14 protein-coding genes are annotated in these 16,714 nt (G+C 67.3%); 10 read left to right on the plus strand and 4 right to left on the minus strand.

The window, feature by feature from the left end:
• Positions 1-150 precede the first annotated feature (150 nt).
• From AWC03_RS09530 to AWC03_RS09575, 10 genes are all read left to right on the plus strand, one after another.
• Positions 151-2,379 (plus strand): adenylate/guanylate cyclase domain-containing protein, encoded by a 2,229-nt coding sequence (locus AWC03_RS09530; protein WP_085240251.1) that lies wholly within the window; start codon positions 151-153, stop codon positions 2,377-2,379.
• Complete coding sequence (locus AWC03_RS09535; protein WP_085240252.1) at positions 2,376-3,821, plus strand: mechanosensitive ion channel domain-containing protein; 1,446 nt, start codon at positions 2,376-2,378, stop codon at positions 3,819-3,821. The genes AWC03_RS09530 and AWC03_RS09535 overlap by 4 nt, the downstream gene beginning before the upstream one ends.
• A gap of 105 nt (positions 3,822-3,926) precedes the next feature.
• Positions 3,927-5,186 carry a glutamate-5-semialdehyde dehydrogenase gene (locus tag AWC03_RS09540; RefSeq protein ID WP_085240253.1) on the plus strand — a complete coding sequence of 420 codons (1,260 nt, stop codon included), beginning with the start codon at positions 3,927-3,929 and terminating at the stop codon, positions 5,184-5,186.
• A 37-nt stretch (positions 5,187-5,223) separates the two neighbouring features.
• Entirely contained in the window at positions 5,224-6,099 is an 876-nt protein-coding gene (locus AWC03_RS09545; RefSeq protein ID WP_085240254.1) for an AAA family ATPase, read from the plus strand.
• 9 nt (positions 6,100-6,108) lie between these two features.
• Complete coding sequence (locus AWC03_RS09550; protein WP_085240255.1) at positions 6,109-7,554, plus strand: vWA domain-containing protein; 1,446 nt, start codon at positions 6,109-6,111, stop codon at positions 7,552-7,554.
• Between the two features lie 77 nt (positions 7,555-7,631).
• Complete coding sequence (gene nadD, locus AWC03_RS09555; RefSeq protein WP_276327158.1) at positions 7,632-8,288, plus strand: nicotinate-nucleotide adenylyltransferase; 657 nt, start codon at positions 7,632-7,634, stop codon at positions 8,286-8,288.
• On the plus strand, positions 8,285-8,674 hold the full coding sequence (rsfS, locus tag AWC03_RS09560) for a ribosome silencing factor (protein ID WP_085240257.1): 390 nt from the start codon (positions 8,285-8,287) through the stop codon (positions 8,672-8,674). The genes nadD and rsfS overlap by 4 nt, the downstream gene beginning before the upstream one ends.
• Positions 8,671-9,342, plus strand: coding sequence for a glucosyl-3-phosphoglycerate phosphatase (gpgP, locus tag AWC03_RS09565; protein ID WP_085240258.1), 672 nt, complete (start codon positions 8,671-8,673; stop codon positions 9,340-9,342). Before rsfS ends, gpgP begins: the two co-directional genes overlap by 4 nt.
• Positions 9,332-10,081 carry a diglucosylglycerate octanoyltransferase gene (octT, locus tag AWC03_RS09570; RefSeq protein WP_085240259.1) on the plus strand — a complete coding sequence of 250 codons (750 nt, stop codon included), beginning with the start codon at positions 9,332-9,334 and terminating at the stop codon, positions 10,079-10,081. The genes gpgP and octT overlap by 11 nt, the downstream gene beginning before the upstream one ends.
• Before the next feature lie 4 nt (positions 10,082-10,085).
• Positions 10,086-10,916, plus strand: a complete 831-nt coding sequence (locus tag AWC03_RS09575) for a DegV family protein (RefSeq protein WP_085240260.1) — start codon at positions 10,086-10,088, stop codon at positions 10,914-10,916.
• Here the strand turns inward: AWC03_RS09575 and AWC03_RS09580 are convergent.
• The 4 genes from AWC03_RS09580 to pe form a co-directional block, all read right to left on the minus strand.
• Positions 10,913-13,822, minus strand: a complete 2,910-nt coding sequence (locus AWC03_RS09580; RefSeq protein ID WP_085240261.1) for an MMPL/RND family transporter — start codon at positions 13,820-13,822, stop codon at positions 10,913-10,915. The genes AWC03_RS09575 and AWC03_RS09580 overlap by 4 nt on opposite strands.
• A complete protein-coding gene (locus tag AWC03_RS09585) occupies positions 13,819-14,238 on the minus strand; it encodes an MmpS family transport accessory protein (protein WP_085240262.1) in 420 nt (139 codons plus the stop codon). The genes AWC03_RS09580 and AWC03_RS09585 overlap by 4 nt, the downstream gene beginning before the upstream one ends.
• 218 nt (positions 14,239-14,456) lie before the next feature.
• Positions 14,457-15,515, minus strand: a complete 1,059-nt coding sequence (locus tag AWC03_RS09590; protein WP_085240263.1) for an NAD(P)H-dependent amine dehydrogenase family protein — start codon at positions 15,513-15,515, stop codon at positions 14,457-14,459.
• Between the two features lie 76 nt (positions 15,516-15,591).
• Complete coding sequence (gene pe, locus AWC03_RS09595; RefSeq protein WP_085240264.1) at positions 15,592-16,692, minus strand: acyltransferase PE; 1,101 nt, start codon at positions 16,690-16,692, stop codon at positions 15,592-15,594.
• Between the last annotated feature and the right edge of the window lie 22 nt (positions 16,693-16,714).

Here is a 16,714-nt window from a genome sequence, read left to right on the forward strand (position 1 = left end):
GCCTTGCGGTCACCCGGCGCTCGGGAGGTCTCCGACAGCGTGCGTGCATTCTTCACCGCCAACGCTTTGCGGCAATCGCCCATATCTCGAGACGCGCGCGCTAGTGTGCTGCGTGAGCGATGCTGCGTGTCCGAGGAAGGGCGTAGTCGAGTGACATCGAGCGAGCTACGAGACGCTGAGCCGGCTTCCCAGACGGCACCGGCAGCCGCCCCGGCGGAAACGGCTGCGGCGCGCCGAGGTGAGTCCCGCAAGGGCCATAAGTCTCGTCGTCGTAGGTTTTTCCGGATCGGCCTGCAATCGAAGCTGCTGCTGACGCTGCTGCTCTGCAGCATCCTGTCGATCGGGGTGATCGGGTTCATCGGGGCGTCGTCGGGCCGCAACGCCCTGCGCCAGGTCGAATCCGAGCGACTCATCGAACTGCGCGAGTCGCAGGCGCAGCAGGTGCGGTCCCTTTTCAAAGAGGTGACGAATTCGCTGCTCGTGTACAGCGGCGGTTTCAGCATCGTCGAGGCGACGACGGCGTTCACCGACGGCTTCGCACAGTTATCCAACGCGACCATCACGCCGCCCCAGCAGCAGGCGCTCGTCAACTACTACGACGACAACATGATCAAGCCGATCAAGCGGATCACCGGTGAGGAACTCGATCTCAACGCGATCTTCCCGAGTTCCAACGCGCAGAAGTACCTTCAGGCCAATTACACGGCGCCCTACCCGTCGATCTCCGACGCGCGGAAGGTTCAGGATGCCGGCGACGGCAGCGCGTGGTCGGCGGCCAGCGCCCGCTACGGTTTCTACTTGCACGACATCGTCACCCGTTTCGAATACCCCGACGCGCTGTTGCTGGACATGCAGGGCAATGTCGTCTTTTCGGTGAACAAAGGTCCGGACCTGGGCACCAACATCCTCACCGGCCCTTACCGGGAATCCAATCTGCGGGACGCATACCAGAAAGCCTTGCGCTCCAACGACATCAACTTTCTCTGGATCACCGACTTCCAGCCGTACCAGCCGCAGCTCGATGCCCCCACGGCGTGGGCGGTGTCGCCGGTGGGCATCAACGGCAAATTCGACGGCGTCATGGCGCTGCCGCTGCCGATCTCGAAGATCAACCGGATCATGACCGCCGACAAACACTGGGAGGCCGCCGGGATGGGGCCGGCGACCGAGACGTATCTGGCCGGGCCCGACAACCTGATGCGTTCTGATTCAAGACTTTTCCTGCAGGATCCGGCTGAATACAAGCGAGAGGCCGTGGCCTCGGGTACCCCGCCGGACGTGGTGGAGGAAGCGATCAGGCTCGGCGGCACGACCCTGGTGCAACCGGTCCCGACTGCGGGTCTTCGCGCCGCCCAGCGCGGACAGACCGGAGTCATCAGCGCCACCGACTACCTGGGGAACAAGGAACTCGAGGCCTTCGCCCCGCTGTCGTTGCCCAACTCCGATCTGCACTGGTCGATCCTGGCGACGCGGGACAACTCCGACGCCTTCGCGCGCCTGGGCAGGTTCAGCAGGACTGTCGTGCTGACGGTGGCGATCATGATCTTCGCCATCTGCGTGGCGTCGATGGTGCTGGCTCAGCTGATGTTGCGACCGATCCGTCGGCTGCAGACGGGCACGCAGAAGATCAGCTCGGGCGATTACCAGGTCAACATCCCGGTAACCACGCGCGACGAAATCGGCGACCTGACCGCGGCTTTCAACGAGATGAGCCGGAGCCTCGCGATCAAGGAGGAGCTGCTCAACGAACAGCGCCGGGAGAACGACCGGCTCTTGCTGGCGCTGATGCCCGAGTCGGTGGTCCAGCGGTACCGCGAGGGACAGGAGACCATCGCGCTGGAACACCAGGGCGTGGCCGTGGTCTTCGCCGAAATCGTCGGCCTCGACGAGGTTTCGGTGGATGTCAGCGGCGACGAGCTGGTGGGGATCGTCGACGAGCTGTTCCGGCAGTTCGATTCGGCGGCCGAATCTTTCGGCGTCGAGCGGATCCGCACCTTCCACAACGGCTATCTCGCCAGTTGCGGGGTGGTCACACCGCGGCTGGACAGCATCCACCGCAGCGTCGACTTCGCGGTGGAAATGCGCCACATCATCGATCGGTTCAACGGCCAAGCGGGTCACGAGCTGCGGCTGCGGGTGGGCATCAGCACCGGCGACGTCATCAGCGGACTGGTCGGCCGCTCCGGACTCGTCTACGACATGTGGGGCGCGGCGGTGAGTCTGGCTTACCGGATGCAGGGCGGCGCAAACGAATCGGGCATCTACGTCACCTCGCAGGTGTACGAGGCGATGCGTGACGTGCGGCAGTTCACGCCGGCCGGGACCATCTCGGTCGGCGGGACCGACCAGGCGATCTACCGGTTGTCGGAGCGATCATGAACTTGTTCCAATCATCCTGGTTCTACTGGGCGATCGGTGTCGCGGTCGGATTCCCGGTCGCTTTGATCCTGCTCACCGAGCTGCACCGCATGCTGGTCCGCCGAAACAGCCACCTCGCCAGGCAGGTAAGCCTGGTGCGCAACTACCTGCTGCCGCTGGGCGCGCTGTTGCTGTTGCTCGTCAAGGCGTCGCAGGTGTCGGCCGGGGACGAGCCGGTGCGGATCCTCACGACGGTGTTCGGCCTGCTGGTGCTGGTGCTGGTGTTGTCCGCCCTGAACGCCACGGTGTTCGAGGGCGCGCCCGACGACAGCTGGCGCAAACGACTGCCCGCCATCTTCGTCGACGTCGCCCGCTTCGGCGTCATCGGCGTCGGCCTGGCGGTGATGCTGTCGATGATCTGGGGTGTCCGGATCGGCGGCTTGTTCACCGCGCTGGGCATCACATCGGTGGTCATCGGCCTGATGCTGCAGAACTCCGTCGGCCAGGTGGTGTCGGGCTTGTTCATGCTGTTCGAGCAGCCCTTCCGGATCGACGAGTGGCTGGACACCGGGACCGCGCGGGGCCGCGTGGTCGAAGTGAACTGGCGGTCCGTGCACATCGACACCGGCAGCGGAATCCGAATCATGCCGAACTCGATGCTGGCCAGCACCTCCTTCACGAATCTCAGTCGTCCGTCCCGCGCGTACGACTGTGCGATCACAACGAAATTCGCGGCGGGCGACTCGCCCGACAAGGTGTGCGCGATGTTGACGCGGGTGGCCGGGGCGCTGCCGGCCCGAAGGCCCGAAATCCCGCCCACCACCGTGGCCTTGGGCGGCGCCCAGTACCGCACGACCGTCCGGTTGTTGTCGCCCGCCGACGCCGAGGCCACGGAAGCGACGTTCCTGCGCTGGGTTTGGTACGCCGCGCGGCGGGCGCGCCTGCGGCTCGACGGCGCTGACGACAACTACTCGACCAAACAACGCGTGGAGAAGGCGTTGCGCACGGTGGTCGCCCCGGCGTTGCGGCTGAGCCACACCGACCAGCAATCGCTGGTGCCGTACGCCAAGATCGTCCGCTACGGTGCCGACGAAATCCTCGAGTCCGCCGGTGAGGTGTCTCGCGGGGTGACTTTCCTGGTCGCCGGCCGGGTGCGCTTGACCGCGACGACCGACGAGGGGTCCATGGTCCCCGTCACCACCCTGGACGAGGGATCGTTCCTCGGCCTGACCGCGCTCACCCGCCAACCCAACCTCGCCGGTGCGTACGCACTGGACGAGGTGACCGCGCTACAGATCGACCGCGAGCATCTCGAGGATCTGGTGATGCGGAAGCCCTTGCTGCTCCAAGACCTGGGCCGGTTGATCGACGAGCGGCAGACCAAGGTGCGGCAGGCAACTCACCATGAGCGGACCGGTCCCGCCCGCCGCGAGGCGCCGACGCCGGCGCAGCGGCTCCGCTGACCCACCCGCGAACGGAATCCTGGTTGCCGGCGCGTCACGCGGGGGGTCGTGCCGCAATAGCCGGGCCGCCTCACCCGGCCGGTGAAGGACCGCTACCCTGGTTCAATGAGTCTGCAAGCACCTTCGCTGCCTGACTTGCGCCGAGAGGTCCACAACGCCGCTCGCCGCGCCCGGGTCGCCTCCCGCGTCCTGGCGCTTCTGCCGACCGTCGCCAAGGATCAGGCGCTGCGGTCCGCGGCCGATGCGATAGCGGCCCACACCGAGTTGATCCTGTCGGCCAACGCCGAAGATCTCAGCGCCGCCGAAGCCGTCGGCACACCGCCCGCGATGCTCGACCGATTGGCGCTGGACGCCAAACGGGTCGAGGGAATCGCCGCCGGGCTGCGCCAGGTGGCCGGGCTGCCCGACCCGGTCGGGGAGGTGCTGCGCGGCTACACGTTGCCCAATGGGCTGCACTTGCGGCAGCAGCGCGTGCCGCTGGGCGTCGTCGGCATGATCTACGAAGGCCGGCCCAACGTCACCGTCGACGCCTTCGGTCTGGCGCTCAAGTCGGGCAACGCCGTGTTGTTGCGCGGGAGTTCCTCGGCGGCGCGGTCCAACCAGGCCCTGGTGCAGGTGCTGCGCGCTTCGCTGGTCAGCGAGGACCTGCCCGCCGATGCCGTGCAACTGCTTTCGGCCGCCGATCGCGCCACGGTGACGCACCTGATCCAGGCCCGCGGCCTGGTCGACGTGGTGATACCGCGCGGGGGAGCGAGCCTGATCAATGCGGTGGTCCGCGACGCGCAGGTGCCCACCATCGAGACCGGTGTCGGCAACTGCCACGTCTACGTGCACGAAGGGGCCGACCTCGATGTCGCGGAACGGATCCTGTTGAACTCCAAGACGCGCCGGCCGAGTGTCTGCAACGCCGCCGAGACGCTATTGGTCGACGCCGCGATCGCCGACAAGGCCCTGCCCCGGTTGGTGGCCGCCCTCGAGAATGCCGGTGTGACGGTGCACGGCGGGCTTTCGGCGGACGCGGGGGAGGACGACCTGCGCCGCGAATACCTGTCGATGGACATCGCAGTCGCGGTGGTCGACGGCATCGACGCCGCGATCGCGCACATCAACGAGTACGGCACCGGCCACACCGAGGCCATCGTCACCAGCAATATGGCTGCGGCGCAACGGTTTAGTGACGGTGTCGACGCCGCAGCGGTGATGATCAACGCGTCGACGGCGTTCACCGACGGTGAGCAGTTCGGTTTCGGCGCCGAAATCGGCATCTCCACGCAGAAGTTGCATGCCCGCGGTCCGATGGGGCTGCCGGAGCTGACCTCGACCAAATGGATTGCCTGGGGCGACGGGCAAGTCCGTCCCGCCTGAGACCCGCGACGAAAAGTGTTTGAGGAGAACTGAGATAGTGAGCCTGCCCGCCCGGCCCAAGCCGTTGTTCGCCGACATCGATGACGTCTCCCGACGGTTGGCCGAGACCGGTTATCTTCCCGATACCGCGACCGCGACCGCGGTGTTCCTGGCCGACCGGCTGGGCAAGCCGCTGCTGGTGGAGGGCCCCGCCGGCGTCGGTAAGACCGAGCTCGCGCGCGCCGTCGCCGAGGCGACGGGCTCGGGACTGGTCCGGCTGCAGTGCTACGAAGGGGTGGACGAGGCCCGCGCGCTCTACGAGTGGAATCACGCCAAGCAGATCCTGCGCATCCAGGCCGGCTCCGGGGACTGGGATCAAACCAAAGACGACGTGTTCAGCGAGGAATTCCTGCTGCAACGCCCGCTGCTGACCGCCATCCGGCGCACCGAGCCCACGGTGCTGCTGATCGACGAGACCGACAAGGCCGACATCGAAATCGAGGGGCTGCTGCTCGAGGTGCTGTCCGACTTCGCGGTGACCGTCCCGGAACTGGGCACGATCACCGCCGAGCGGACACCGTTCGTGGTCTTGACCTCCAACGCCACCCGGGAACTGTCCGAGGCCCTCAAACGTCGATGCCTGTTCTTACACATCGACTTTCCCAGTCCCGAGCTGGAGCGCCGCATCCTGTTGTCGCGGGTGCCCGAATTGCCCCAGCACCTCGCCGAGGAGCTGGTACGCATCATCGGCGTGCTGCGCGGCATGCAGCTCAAGAAGGTGCCGTCCATCGCCGAGACCATCGACTGGGGCCGCACGCTGCTCGCGCTGGGCCTCGACACCATCGACGACTCCGTCGTCGCCGCCACGCTGGGTGTGGTGCTCAAGCACCAATCCGACCAGCAGCGCGCGAGCGGCGAGCTCCGGTTGAACTAGGAATCACCGATGGCCCCACGTCGCATCCGGCCCGCCCGGCCGCTCGCCCCGCACGGACTGCCCGGTCACCTGGTCGGCTTCGTGGAAGCGCTTCGCGGAGTGGGTATTTCGGTGGGTCCGTCGGAGACCGTGGACGCCGGCCGGGTGATGGCCACCCTGGGTCTGGGCGACCGCGATGTGCTGCGGGAGGGCATCGCGTGCGCCGTGCTGCGCAGTCCGGAACACCGCGAGACCTACGACGCCATGTTCGACCTGTGGTTCCCCGCCGCGTTGGGCGCTCGCGCCGTCGTCACCGACGAGGACGCCGACGGGGCGCGAGATGACTCGCTGCCGCCCGACGACGTCGAGGCGATGCGCCAGATGCTGGTCGACCTGCTTACCGAGAATCCCGACCTCGCCGACATGGATGAGCGGCTCGTCGCGATGATCGCACGCATCGTGGAGGCCTACGGCAAGTACAGCTCCAGCCGCGGGCCGTCCTTCTCCTCGTACCAGGCGCTCAAGGCGATGGCGCTGGACGAACTGGAGGCGAAGTTGCTGGCGGGGCTCCTCGCCCCCTACGGTGACGAGCCGACACCCACCCAGGAGCAGATCGCCAAAGCGCTTGCCGCGCAGCGCATCACCCAGTTGCGCAAGATGGTCGACGCCGAGACCAAGCGGCGCACCGCCGAACAACTCGGGCGTGACCACGTCCAGATGTACGGCATCCCCCAGCTTTCCGAGAACGTCGAGTTCCTGCGCGCCTCCGGGGACCAGCTGCGCCAGATGCAGCGGGTGGTGGCCCCGCTGGCCCGGACGCTGGCCACCCGGCTGGCGGCCCGGCGGCGACGCAGCCGCGCCGGGGTGATCGACCTGCGCAAGACACTGCGCAAGTCGATGTCCACCGGCGGCGTGCCGATCGACGTGGTGCTGGCCAAACCCCGCCCGGCACGCCCGGAACTGGTGGTGCTGTGCGACGTGTCCGGTTCGGTCGCCGGGTTCAGCCATTTCACCCTGCTGTTGGTACACGCTCTGCGCCAACAGTTCTCGCGGGTCAGGGTGTTCGCGTTCATCGACACCACCGACGAGGTGACCCATATGTTCGGCCCGGAAGCCGATCTGGCCGTGGCGATCCAGCGGATCACCCGGGAGGCCGGGGTGTACAGCCGCGACGGGCATTCCGATTACGGCAACGCCTTCGCGTCCTTCGTGCAGGCGTTCCCCAACGTGCTGTCACCGCGCAGCTCGCTGCTGGTGCTCGGCGACGGCCGCACCAACTACCGCAATCCCGAGACCGGTCTGCTGGCCCACATGGTGACCGCCAGCCGGCACGCGCACTGGCTGAACCCCGAGCCCAGGCATCTGTGGGGCAGCGGCGACTCGGCGGTGCCGCGCTACCAGGAGATCATCACGATGCACGAATGCCGGTCGGCCAAGCAGCTCGCCACGGTGATCGACCAGCTGTTGCCCGTCTGAATTCTGCCCAGCCCGCGTCGGCTGGGAATCGGGCGACAACGCCGCCTCAAGTAAGCTGGCAAATCGTGCAAAAGCAGCTGCGCAGGCTGGGCGTGATGGGTGGGACGTTCGATCCCATCCATTACGGGCACCTGGTTGCCGCCAGTGAGGTCGCCGACCTGTTCGACCTCGACGAAGTGGTGTTCGTGCCCAGCGGTCAGCCCTGGCAGAAGGACCGGCACGTGTCCGCCGCCGAGGACCGGTACCTGATGACGGTGATCGCCACCGCGTCCAACCCGCGCTTTTCGGTGAGCCGCGTCGACATCGACCGCGGCGGGCCCACCTATACCAAGGACACCCTGCGGGATCTGCACGCCGTCAACCCCGATTCGCAGCTGTACTTCATCACCGGCGCCGACGCGCTGGCCTCCATCCTGTCGTGGCAGGGCTGGGAGGAGATGTTTCAGCTCGCGCGGTTCGTCGGCGTCAGCCGGCCCGGATACGAGCTGCGGCGTGAACACATCACCGGCGTCCTGGGCGAGCTGGACGACGATGTGCTGACGCTCGTCGAAATCCCGGCGCTGGCGATCTCGTCGACCGATTGCCGTCTGCGCGCCCAGCAGCGCCGGCCCCTGTGGTATCTGATGCCCGACGGCGTGGTGCAGTACGTCTCCAAGCGCCGGCTGTATCGCGGCGGCGAAAAACCGAAGGACACCGTGAGCCGTTCAACCCTGCCCGCCGGGAACAACACGTGACCGCCACCCAGGAGGCCATCGACATGGCGACCGTGGCGGCCGGCGCGGCCGCCTCCAAACTGGCCGACGACGTCGTCGTGATCGACGTCTCAGGCCAGCTGGTCATCACGGACTGCTTCGTCATCGCGTCGGCGTCCAACGAGCGGCAGGTCAACGCCATCGTCGACGAGGTCGAGGAGAAGATGCGCCGGGCCGGCTACAAGCCCGCGCGCCGGGAGGGCACCCGGGAGGGCCGCTGGACGCTGCTGGACTACCGCGACATCGTCGTGCACATCCAGCACCAGGACGACCGCGACTTCTATGCCCTGGACCGGTTGTGGGGTGACTGCCCGGTGGTGCCGGTGGACCTGGCGGACCTCCCCGAAGATCCAGCGGGCACGCAATGACCATTCGTCGCCTGATCATGTTGCGGCACGGGCAAACCGAGTTCAACGCCGGTAGCCGGATGCAGGGCCAGCTGGATTCTCAACTCAGTGAACTCGGGCGGGCACAAGCCGTCGCCGCCGCCGAGGTGCTGGGCAAGCTGCAGCCGTTGCTGATCGTCTCGTCGGACCTGCATCGCGCCTACGACACGGCGATCCGACTGGGGGAGCGCACCGGCCTGCCCATCCGGGTGGACCCGCGGTTGCGGGAAACCCATCTCGGCGAGTGGCAGGGGCTGACGCACACCGAGGTCGACGCGCAGGCCCCCGGCGCCCGGCTGGCCTGGCGCGAAGACGCCACCTGGGCACCGCACGGCGGAGAGAGCCGGGTCGACGTCGCCGCCCGCAGCGTGCCGTTGGTCGCCGAATTGGTGTCCGGCGAGCCGGAGTGGGGCGGCCTCCAGCATGCCGATCGCCCGGTCGTGCTGGTGGCCCACGGCGGCCTGATCGCCGCGCTGTCGGCCGCGCTGCTGAAGCTTCCGGTGGCCAACTGGCCGATGTTGGGCGGCATGGGCAATGCCAGCTGGGTGCAACTTTCGGGCCATTCGGACGAGGACGCGGGCGTGGCCGCCATCCGCTGGCGCCTCGACGTCTGGAACGCTTCGGCGCAGGTGTCCAACGATGTCCTGTGAGGCCCGGCCCACGCTGCTGATATTCGCCGACTCGCTGGCCTATTACGGGCCGACCGGCGGCCTGCCCGCCGACGATCCCCGCATCTGGCCCAACATCGTTGCCGCCCAATTGGGTTGGGATGTCGAGCTGATCGGCCGCATCGGTTGGACCTGCCGCGACATCTGGTGGGCCGCGACCCAGGACCCGCGCGCCTGGGCGGCGCTGCCGAGGGCGGGCGCGGTCATCTTCGCCACCGGCGGCATGGATTCGCTGCCGTCGGTGCTGCCGACGGCGCTGCGCGAGCTGATCCGCTACGTGCGGCCCCCCCGCCTCCGGCGTTGGGTGCGCGACGGCTACGGCTGGCTGCAGCCCAGGCTGTCGCCGGTGGCGCGCTCCGCGTTGCCTGCGCACCTGAGCGTCGATTACCTCGAACAGACCCGCGGCGCAATCGATTTCAACCGCCCCGGCATCCCCATCGTGGCGTCGCTGCCGTCGGTGCACATCGCCGAAACCTACGGCAGGGCGCATCACGGCCGCCCCGCCACCGCGGCGGCCATCACCGAGTGGGCGCAAAGCCACGATGTTCCCCTGGTGGATCTCAAAGCGGCCGTTGCCGAACACGTCATGAGCGGACGGGGGAATCCCGACGGGATCCACTGGAACTTCGAAGCCCACCAGGCGGTAGCCGAGTTGATGCTCAAGGCGCTGGCCGAGGCCGTGGACAAGGCTCAAGCGCCGACCGACAAGCCGCGCGGATAGCGTCATGCCTGTCGTGGTGGTGACCGACGCGTCGGCGCGCTTGCCGGCGGAGCTGCTGGACAAGTGGGCGATCCGCGTTGTGCCGCTGCACATCCTGCTCGACGGTGTCGATCTGCGCGACGGCGTGGACGAGATCCCCGAGGACGTCTACCAGCGCCACGCCACCACCGCGGCGGCCACCCCGGCCGAACTGGCCGACGCCTACCAGCAGGCGCTGGCCGACAGCGGCGGGGACGGCGTGGTGGCGGTGCATCTCTCGTCGGCGCTGTCGGGAACCTGCGGCGCGGCCGAACGGACCGCCGCGGACCTGGACCCCCACGTCCGGGTCGTCGACTCGAGGTCGACCGCGATGGGCACGGGCTTCATCGCGCTGGCCGCCGCGCGGGCCGCGGCCGCCGGGGGCGACCTCGACGCCGTTGCCGACGCGGCGAAACTGGCTGTGCGGCACAGCCATGCGTTCATGGTGGTGCACCGACTGGACAACCTGCGCCGCAGTGGACGGATCGGCGGAGCCAAGGCCTGGCTGGGGACCGCGCTGGCGCTCAAGCCGCTGCTGCGCATCGACGACGGCAAACTCGTTCTGGCGCAACGGGTGCGCACCGTCACCCACGCGACCGAGACGATGGTCGACCGGGTCTGCGAGGTGGTGGGCGAGGGTCCCGCCGCGCTCGCGGTCCACCACGTCGCCAATCCGGACGGCGCCAAGGAGGTGGCGGCGACGCTGGCGCGGCGGTTACCCGCGTGCGAGCCGGCGATCATCACCCCGTTGGGGCCGGTGCTGGCGTTGCACGTCGGCGCCGGCGCGGTCGCGGTCTGCGTGCAGCTACCGACCTAGGCCGGCGCCGCGCGCAGGGCGTTGTCGCCGCGCGGATGCACCACCTGCGGCCACCAGAACCACCGCCCCAGCAGCGTCGCGATCGACGGCATCAGCAGGGTGCGCACGATCAGGGTGTCGAGCAGCAGACCGATGCAGACCGTCGACCCGAACTGGCCGAGCACCCGTAGGTCGCTGCCGAGCATCGATGCCATGGTGAAGGCGAACACCAGGCCCGCCGCGGTCACCACGCCACCGGTACCGGCCATCGACCGGATGATCCCCGTCTTGAGCCCGGCATGGATCTCCTCTTTGAACCGGGAGACCAGCAGCAGGTTGTAGTCGGACCCGACAGCCAACAGGATGATGACCGAGAGCGCCATCACGATCCAGTGGATCCTGATACCGAACAAATCCTGCCAAATGAGCACGGACAACCCGAACGACGCCGCGATCGAGCTGGCGGCGGTGCCGACGATCACCAACGCGGCCACCACACTCCTGGTGAGCAGCAGCATGATCATGAAGATCAGCGTCAGCGCCGACACCACGGCGATCATCAGGTCGTACTTCTCGCCGTCGGCCATGTCCCGGAACGTCGGGGCGGTCCCCCCGAGGTAGATCCGCGCATCCGACAGCGACGACTGCTTCAGCGCCTCCTGGGCGGCGGTGCGCTCGGCGTCGACTCGCGAAATGCCTTCCGGTGTCATCGGATCGCTCTGATGGGTGATGAAGAACCGCGCCGACTTGCCGTCCGGTGACAAGAACATGCGCAGCCCCGTCTGGAAGTCGGGGTTCTGGAACGCCTCCGGTGGCAGGTAGAAGAAGTCGTCGTTCTTCGACGCGTCGAAGCTCTGACCCATGACGATCGCGGTGTTGCTCATCGCCTCCATCTGGTCGATCATCGCCTTGAACGTCTGGTACAGCGTCAGCGTGATGCCCCTGGTGGTCTTCAGCGTCGTGATCAGCGTGGGAAACAGCGCGTTGAGGTCGTGGGTGGCTTTGGCGGTGTGCTGGATATCGGCCGTGAGGTAGTGGAACTGTTCGGCCAGCTGGTCGAAGCCGTCGAACGTGTCGAAGAGGGACCGCAACCCGATGCACACCGGGATGTCGTAGCAGTGCCTCTCCCAGTAGAAGTAGGAGCGGATCGGCCGGAAGGTGTCGTCGAAATCGGCGATGTGGTCGCGCAGGGTGTCGGTGATCTGCGACGTCACCGCCGTGGTCTTCGCGCTGTCGTCCGCGGCGTTGGCCAGGTCCAGCGACACCTCGTATTGCCGTTGCGTGGTGTCGATCTGGGTCTGCAGGTCGTCGGCCATCCTGAGGATGTCGGCGATGCGCTCCTTGAGGAAGCCCATGTTCTGCATCGTGGTCTGACTTTGGATGCTGTTCTGGAACGGTATCGAGCTGTGCTGAATCGGAATGCCCAGCGGCCTGGTGATGTCCTGCACCATCGCGATCCCGAGCGTGCGCATCTCGTTCTTGGCCACCCGGTCCAACACCAGCATGTCGGCGGGGTTTCGCATGTCATGGTCGGACTCCACCATCAACATGTCGGGGTTCATCCGGGCCTGCGAGAAATGGCGGTCGGCGGCCGCTTGCCCGAGATTGGACGGGGCGGAGGCCGGTAGGTAGTACCGGTCGTTGTAGCTCGTCTTGTAGCTCGGCAGGGCGATCATGCCGACCAGGACGACCGCGGCGCTGACGGCCAGAACCGGTGCCGGCCAGCGCACGACCGCGGTGCCGACCCGCCGCCAGAGCCGTCCGCCCTTGGCCGCCCGCTTGGACTCGAAGAAGTGAAAACGGCTGCCCACGAAGACAACAGCGGGACCCAGCGTGAGTCCGGCCAGAACCACCACCAGCATGCCGATCGCGACGGGTGCGCCCATGGTGTTGAACCAGGGCAGCCGCGTGAAGCTCAGGCAGTAGGTGGCGCCGGCGATGGTCAGGCCCGACCCCAGCACAACGGGCGCGACCCCTTTGAAGGTGGTGTAGTAGGCGGTTTCTCGGTCCTCGCCGGCGCGCAGCGCTTCCTGGTAGCGGCCAACGAGAAAGATGCCGTAGTCGGTTCCGGCCGCGATCGCCAGCATGGTGAGGATGTTGGCGGCGAAGGTGGTGAGCCCGAAGGCGTTGTGGTACGCCAGGACCGCGACGACGCCCCGCGAACAGGCCAGTGCCACAAAGGTCATGAACAGCTGCACCAGGGTGGTGACGACGGACCGGTAGACCAGCAGCAACATGATCGCGATGGCGCCCAAGGTGAACAGCGTGATCTTGGCCAGGCTGGCGTTACCGATGATGTGCATGTCGTCGGACAGCGCCGCCGGACCGGTGACGTAGGCCTTCACGCCCGGCGGCGCCTTGTTCTCGTCGATGACCTTGCGCACGGCGTCCACGGATTCGTTGGCCAGCGTGGTGCCCTGATTGCCGGCCAGGTTGATCATCACGTAGGCGCCCTTGGAGTCGGCGCTCTGCGCGCCCGCGGCAGTGAGCCGGTCACCCCAGAAGTCCTGGATGTGCTGGATGTGCTGGGGATCCTTGCGGAGGTCCCGAATCAGCTTGTCGTAGTACTGGTGCGCGTCCTGACCGAGGGGCTGCTGGCCCTCGAGGACGATCATGACCGTGCTGTTGGAGTCGAATTCGCGGAAGTTGTGGCCCAGGCGCATCATCGCCTTCATCGACGGCGCGTCCAGCGGTGTCATCGGCGCCGAGTGGGCCTCGCCGACTTTTTCCAGCGTGGGGACGATGACGTTCACCAGCACGGTGACGAACAGCCAGCCCAGGATGATCGGGACCGCGAAAATGCGGATCGCGTGGGGAAGGTAGGGCCGGTGACCGCGCTCGGCCTTGGCTTGAGCCGGTGTCTTGATCGGACCGGTGTCCTCGGTGTCCGCGGTGTCGACCCGGCCCCTGTTGTCGGCGTCGCTCATGCGGACTTCACCAAGCAGAAGGTCTGGGCATTGTGGCCGCTGGAGTGCTGCTGTTCGCGGACGACGCCGTCCACGGTGATCTTGCAGCTGATCTCACTGCTGTCGCTCTGCGCCATGATGTTGGCGCTCACCGACGGCAGGGTCGTCGAGATGGTGGCCGACCACGGCAATGGCGCCGCGTTGACCTGGTGGGTGTTGGCGTTCTCGTCCCAGTAGTTGATGTTGGCCGTGGCCCCGGGCGGCCCGGTGATGTCGTAGACCACGACCTTCGGGTTGAACTGCACGATTTCGATCCCCTTGCCCGCGTTCGCGTTGAGATCCTGTGAGCCGAAAATCTTGTGGAGCCGCGACACGATCAACGCCGAAACGGCCAGGACCACCACCAGAACGAGCGGTATCCACGCCCGTTTGAGCAAACGGGATACGGTGCCGGCTCGTGGACCCGAATCTGGACTAGCCACGCCTGAACCGCCTTCCGCTAACCGCCACCCCGGCGCCGCCGCAAAGCTGACCTACCTCGCCGGCGACACCGGTGTCGCCCGACGCTTTGCTCAGCTAAGCACTCTAAACCTTAGTGCACGCAAGCGTTCCTCCGGGGGCCTCGGTGTGCTGAACGGCACATGGCTGCGGCTGCCTAACGGGCCACCCGGCCGGTCACCGGCGGCAGTTCGGCCAGCGTCACGATCCCGGGTTCGGCGGCGACGACGGCCGGGACGGCATTGGTGACCGGCATCGCGGTGTAGATCATTCCCAGGCCCATGAATCCGGGCTCGGTCCAGTCCTTCGGCGGCAGGCAGTGCAGGACGGTGCGCATGTTGGGCAGCCCGAACACCTGGATGACGTGGCCGTGCTCCAGCGGTTTGGGCGGCACCACGTGATTGCCCATGGTCCAGTTGAAGCCCACGCTGACCACGTTGCGGTCGCCCTCCCAGCCGCGGTGGTAGCCATAGACGCCGCCCACCGTTCCCGCGGGGATCCGCATGAACCCCAGATCGGAATCGCCGGTGGCGGCGGTGAACGTCACGTCGAAGGTCATCCGGTCCAGCTTCGCCCCGATCGCGTCGGCCATCATGGCGGCGGATTCGGCGAAGACCTCGCTTTCGCGCCGCACGCTTTCGGCCAGCCCCGGCGTAGCGGGATCCTGCGAGAAGCCCATCGCCGTCTGGGTTTCCGCCGATTCGTAGGTCGAGCAGTCCACCGACTCGGTGATGCGGATCTCGTCGACGCGTTCGCAGGCGCCGGACAGCACCATGCCGACCATGTTGGTCATGCCGGGGTGCGCGCCGCTGCCGAAGATCGTGGAACCGCCTCGTTTGCACGCATCGGCGATGCGTTCGCGGTCCTCCGGCGTCTGCTTGCCCCCGGTGATCCAGGCCGCGCTGGAGCAGACGTTGACGCCCGCTTCCAGTAACCGCACCAATTCATCGACGTTCGGCCACAACGGGTTATAGCAACACGCGTCGGCGCCCAGGGCGAGCAGCGCGTCGATGTCGTTCGTCGCGCGCACTCCGGTCGGTTCGGGCCAGCCGGCCAGTTCGGCGGCGTCCACGCCCACCTTGTCCGCCCCGTGCGCATACACCCCGACCAGTTCCATGTCCGGTCTGCCGATGATGGCGTGCAGCGAACGGCGCCCGATGTTTCCGGTCGTCCACTGGATCACCCGCAGCGGGCGTTCGGCCGCAGTTTTGCTCATCGCGTCTCCTTTGACGTGGCGAATGTGAGCCATTATCGCCGACGCTGTCGCGGCGTATCGGGGCCCGCCTCTCCGCTCAGCGGTTGCCCTGACCGAACGCGGCCATGGAGCTGGACAATAGCTGCGAAAACGGGTCGGCACCGCCACCGAAGGTGGCCTGACTGGCCGGTGCGATCACGGCCGCCGGGTCGAAGCCCCGCACCGGATCGACTTGGATCGGAGCCGTCAGTGGGTCGTCGTTTCGCGAATATCCCGCGTTCACCATGGGCGTCAGCTCGGCGTCGAGCTGATTGAGCAGGTCTTCCGGCACCCCGAGGTAGCCCAGGGGCAGCACCAGTGGGAGGTGCTTCTCGGGAATCAGATACGTCGTTGTGGTCGCTCCCCGGGAGTTCACGGTGGTTCTGATGTTCTGCGGCGGCACCATGCTCGGGTCGGTGAACGCGACCGCCGTATGCCCGGTCGCCTCGCCCACCAGGGTGTTGGCGAGGGCCAACAGGTTGTCCGGACGATCCGGGAAGTCGGCGATCATGTCGTAGGCGGCGACGAACGCCTTGGTGTCGTATTGGCTCTCCACCGGGGGCGGGATGCGGTAGTCGAGCGCGGGGACGACGGCGCCGACCGGGAAAACGGAGGTCAGGAAGCTCTCGCCGAAGGCGTGACGTCCCACCGGATTGCCAAATGTGCTGAAAATCAATTGATTCGGCGGGGGAGCGGTCGGATCGTTCGCCAACCGGGCCTGCTCGGCGTCAAGCACGAGCGAACCCTCGGACAACCCGATGGCGGCACCGGGGCCGCCTCGGCGGATCGCCGCGTCCAGGTTGTCCGCGCCGATCGCGACCGATTCCCCGACGCTGGGCCCGTCGACTCCCAGGCCCGGGAAGGCTTCGTCCAGCCGGCCGATGCCCGGAAAGAGCCGCTCGAGCACGTGGCCCTGCACCTGCCCCGCCGGGTAGTTGACGATTTCCCGCTGGAACCCCGGAAACCATCCGGCCCCCAGGCGCCGGCCGTACTCGTCGTAGGGGATGCCCGGGACGTGCGCGCCGCCGAGGGCGTACGCCATTCCGCCGGCGGGCGTCCCGTCGCCCGGCGCGTCGTCGGCCGTGGCGATTCCGAGGCCGAAACATCCTGTGGCGCTTAGGGTTACCAGAGCGGTAACTCCTGCGAGTAGTTTCTGCATCGCCACTTCCCGCCTGCTCGAT

This window comes from Mycobacterium europaeum, assembly GCF_002102155.1.
Taxonomy (GTDB): Bacteria; Actinomycetota; Actinomycetes; order Mycobacteriales; family Mycobacteriaceae; genus Mycobacterium; species Mycobacterium europaeum.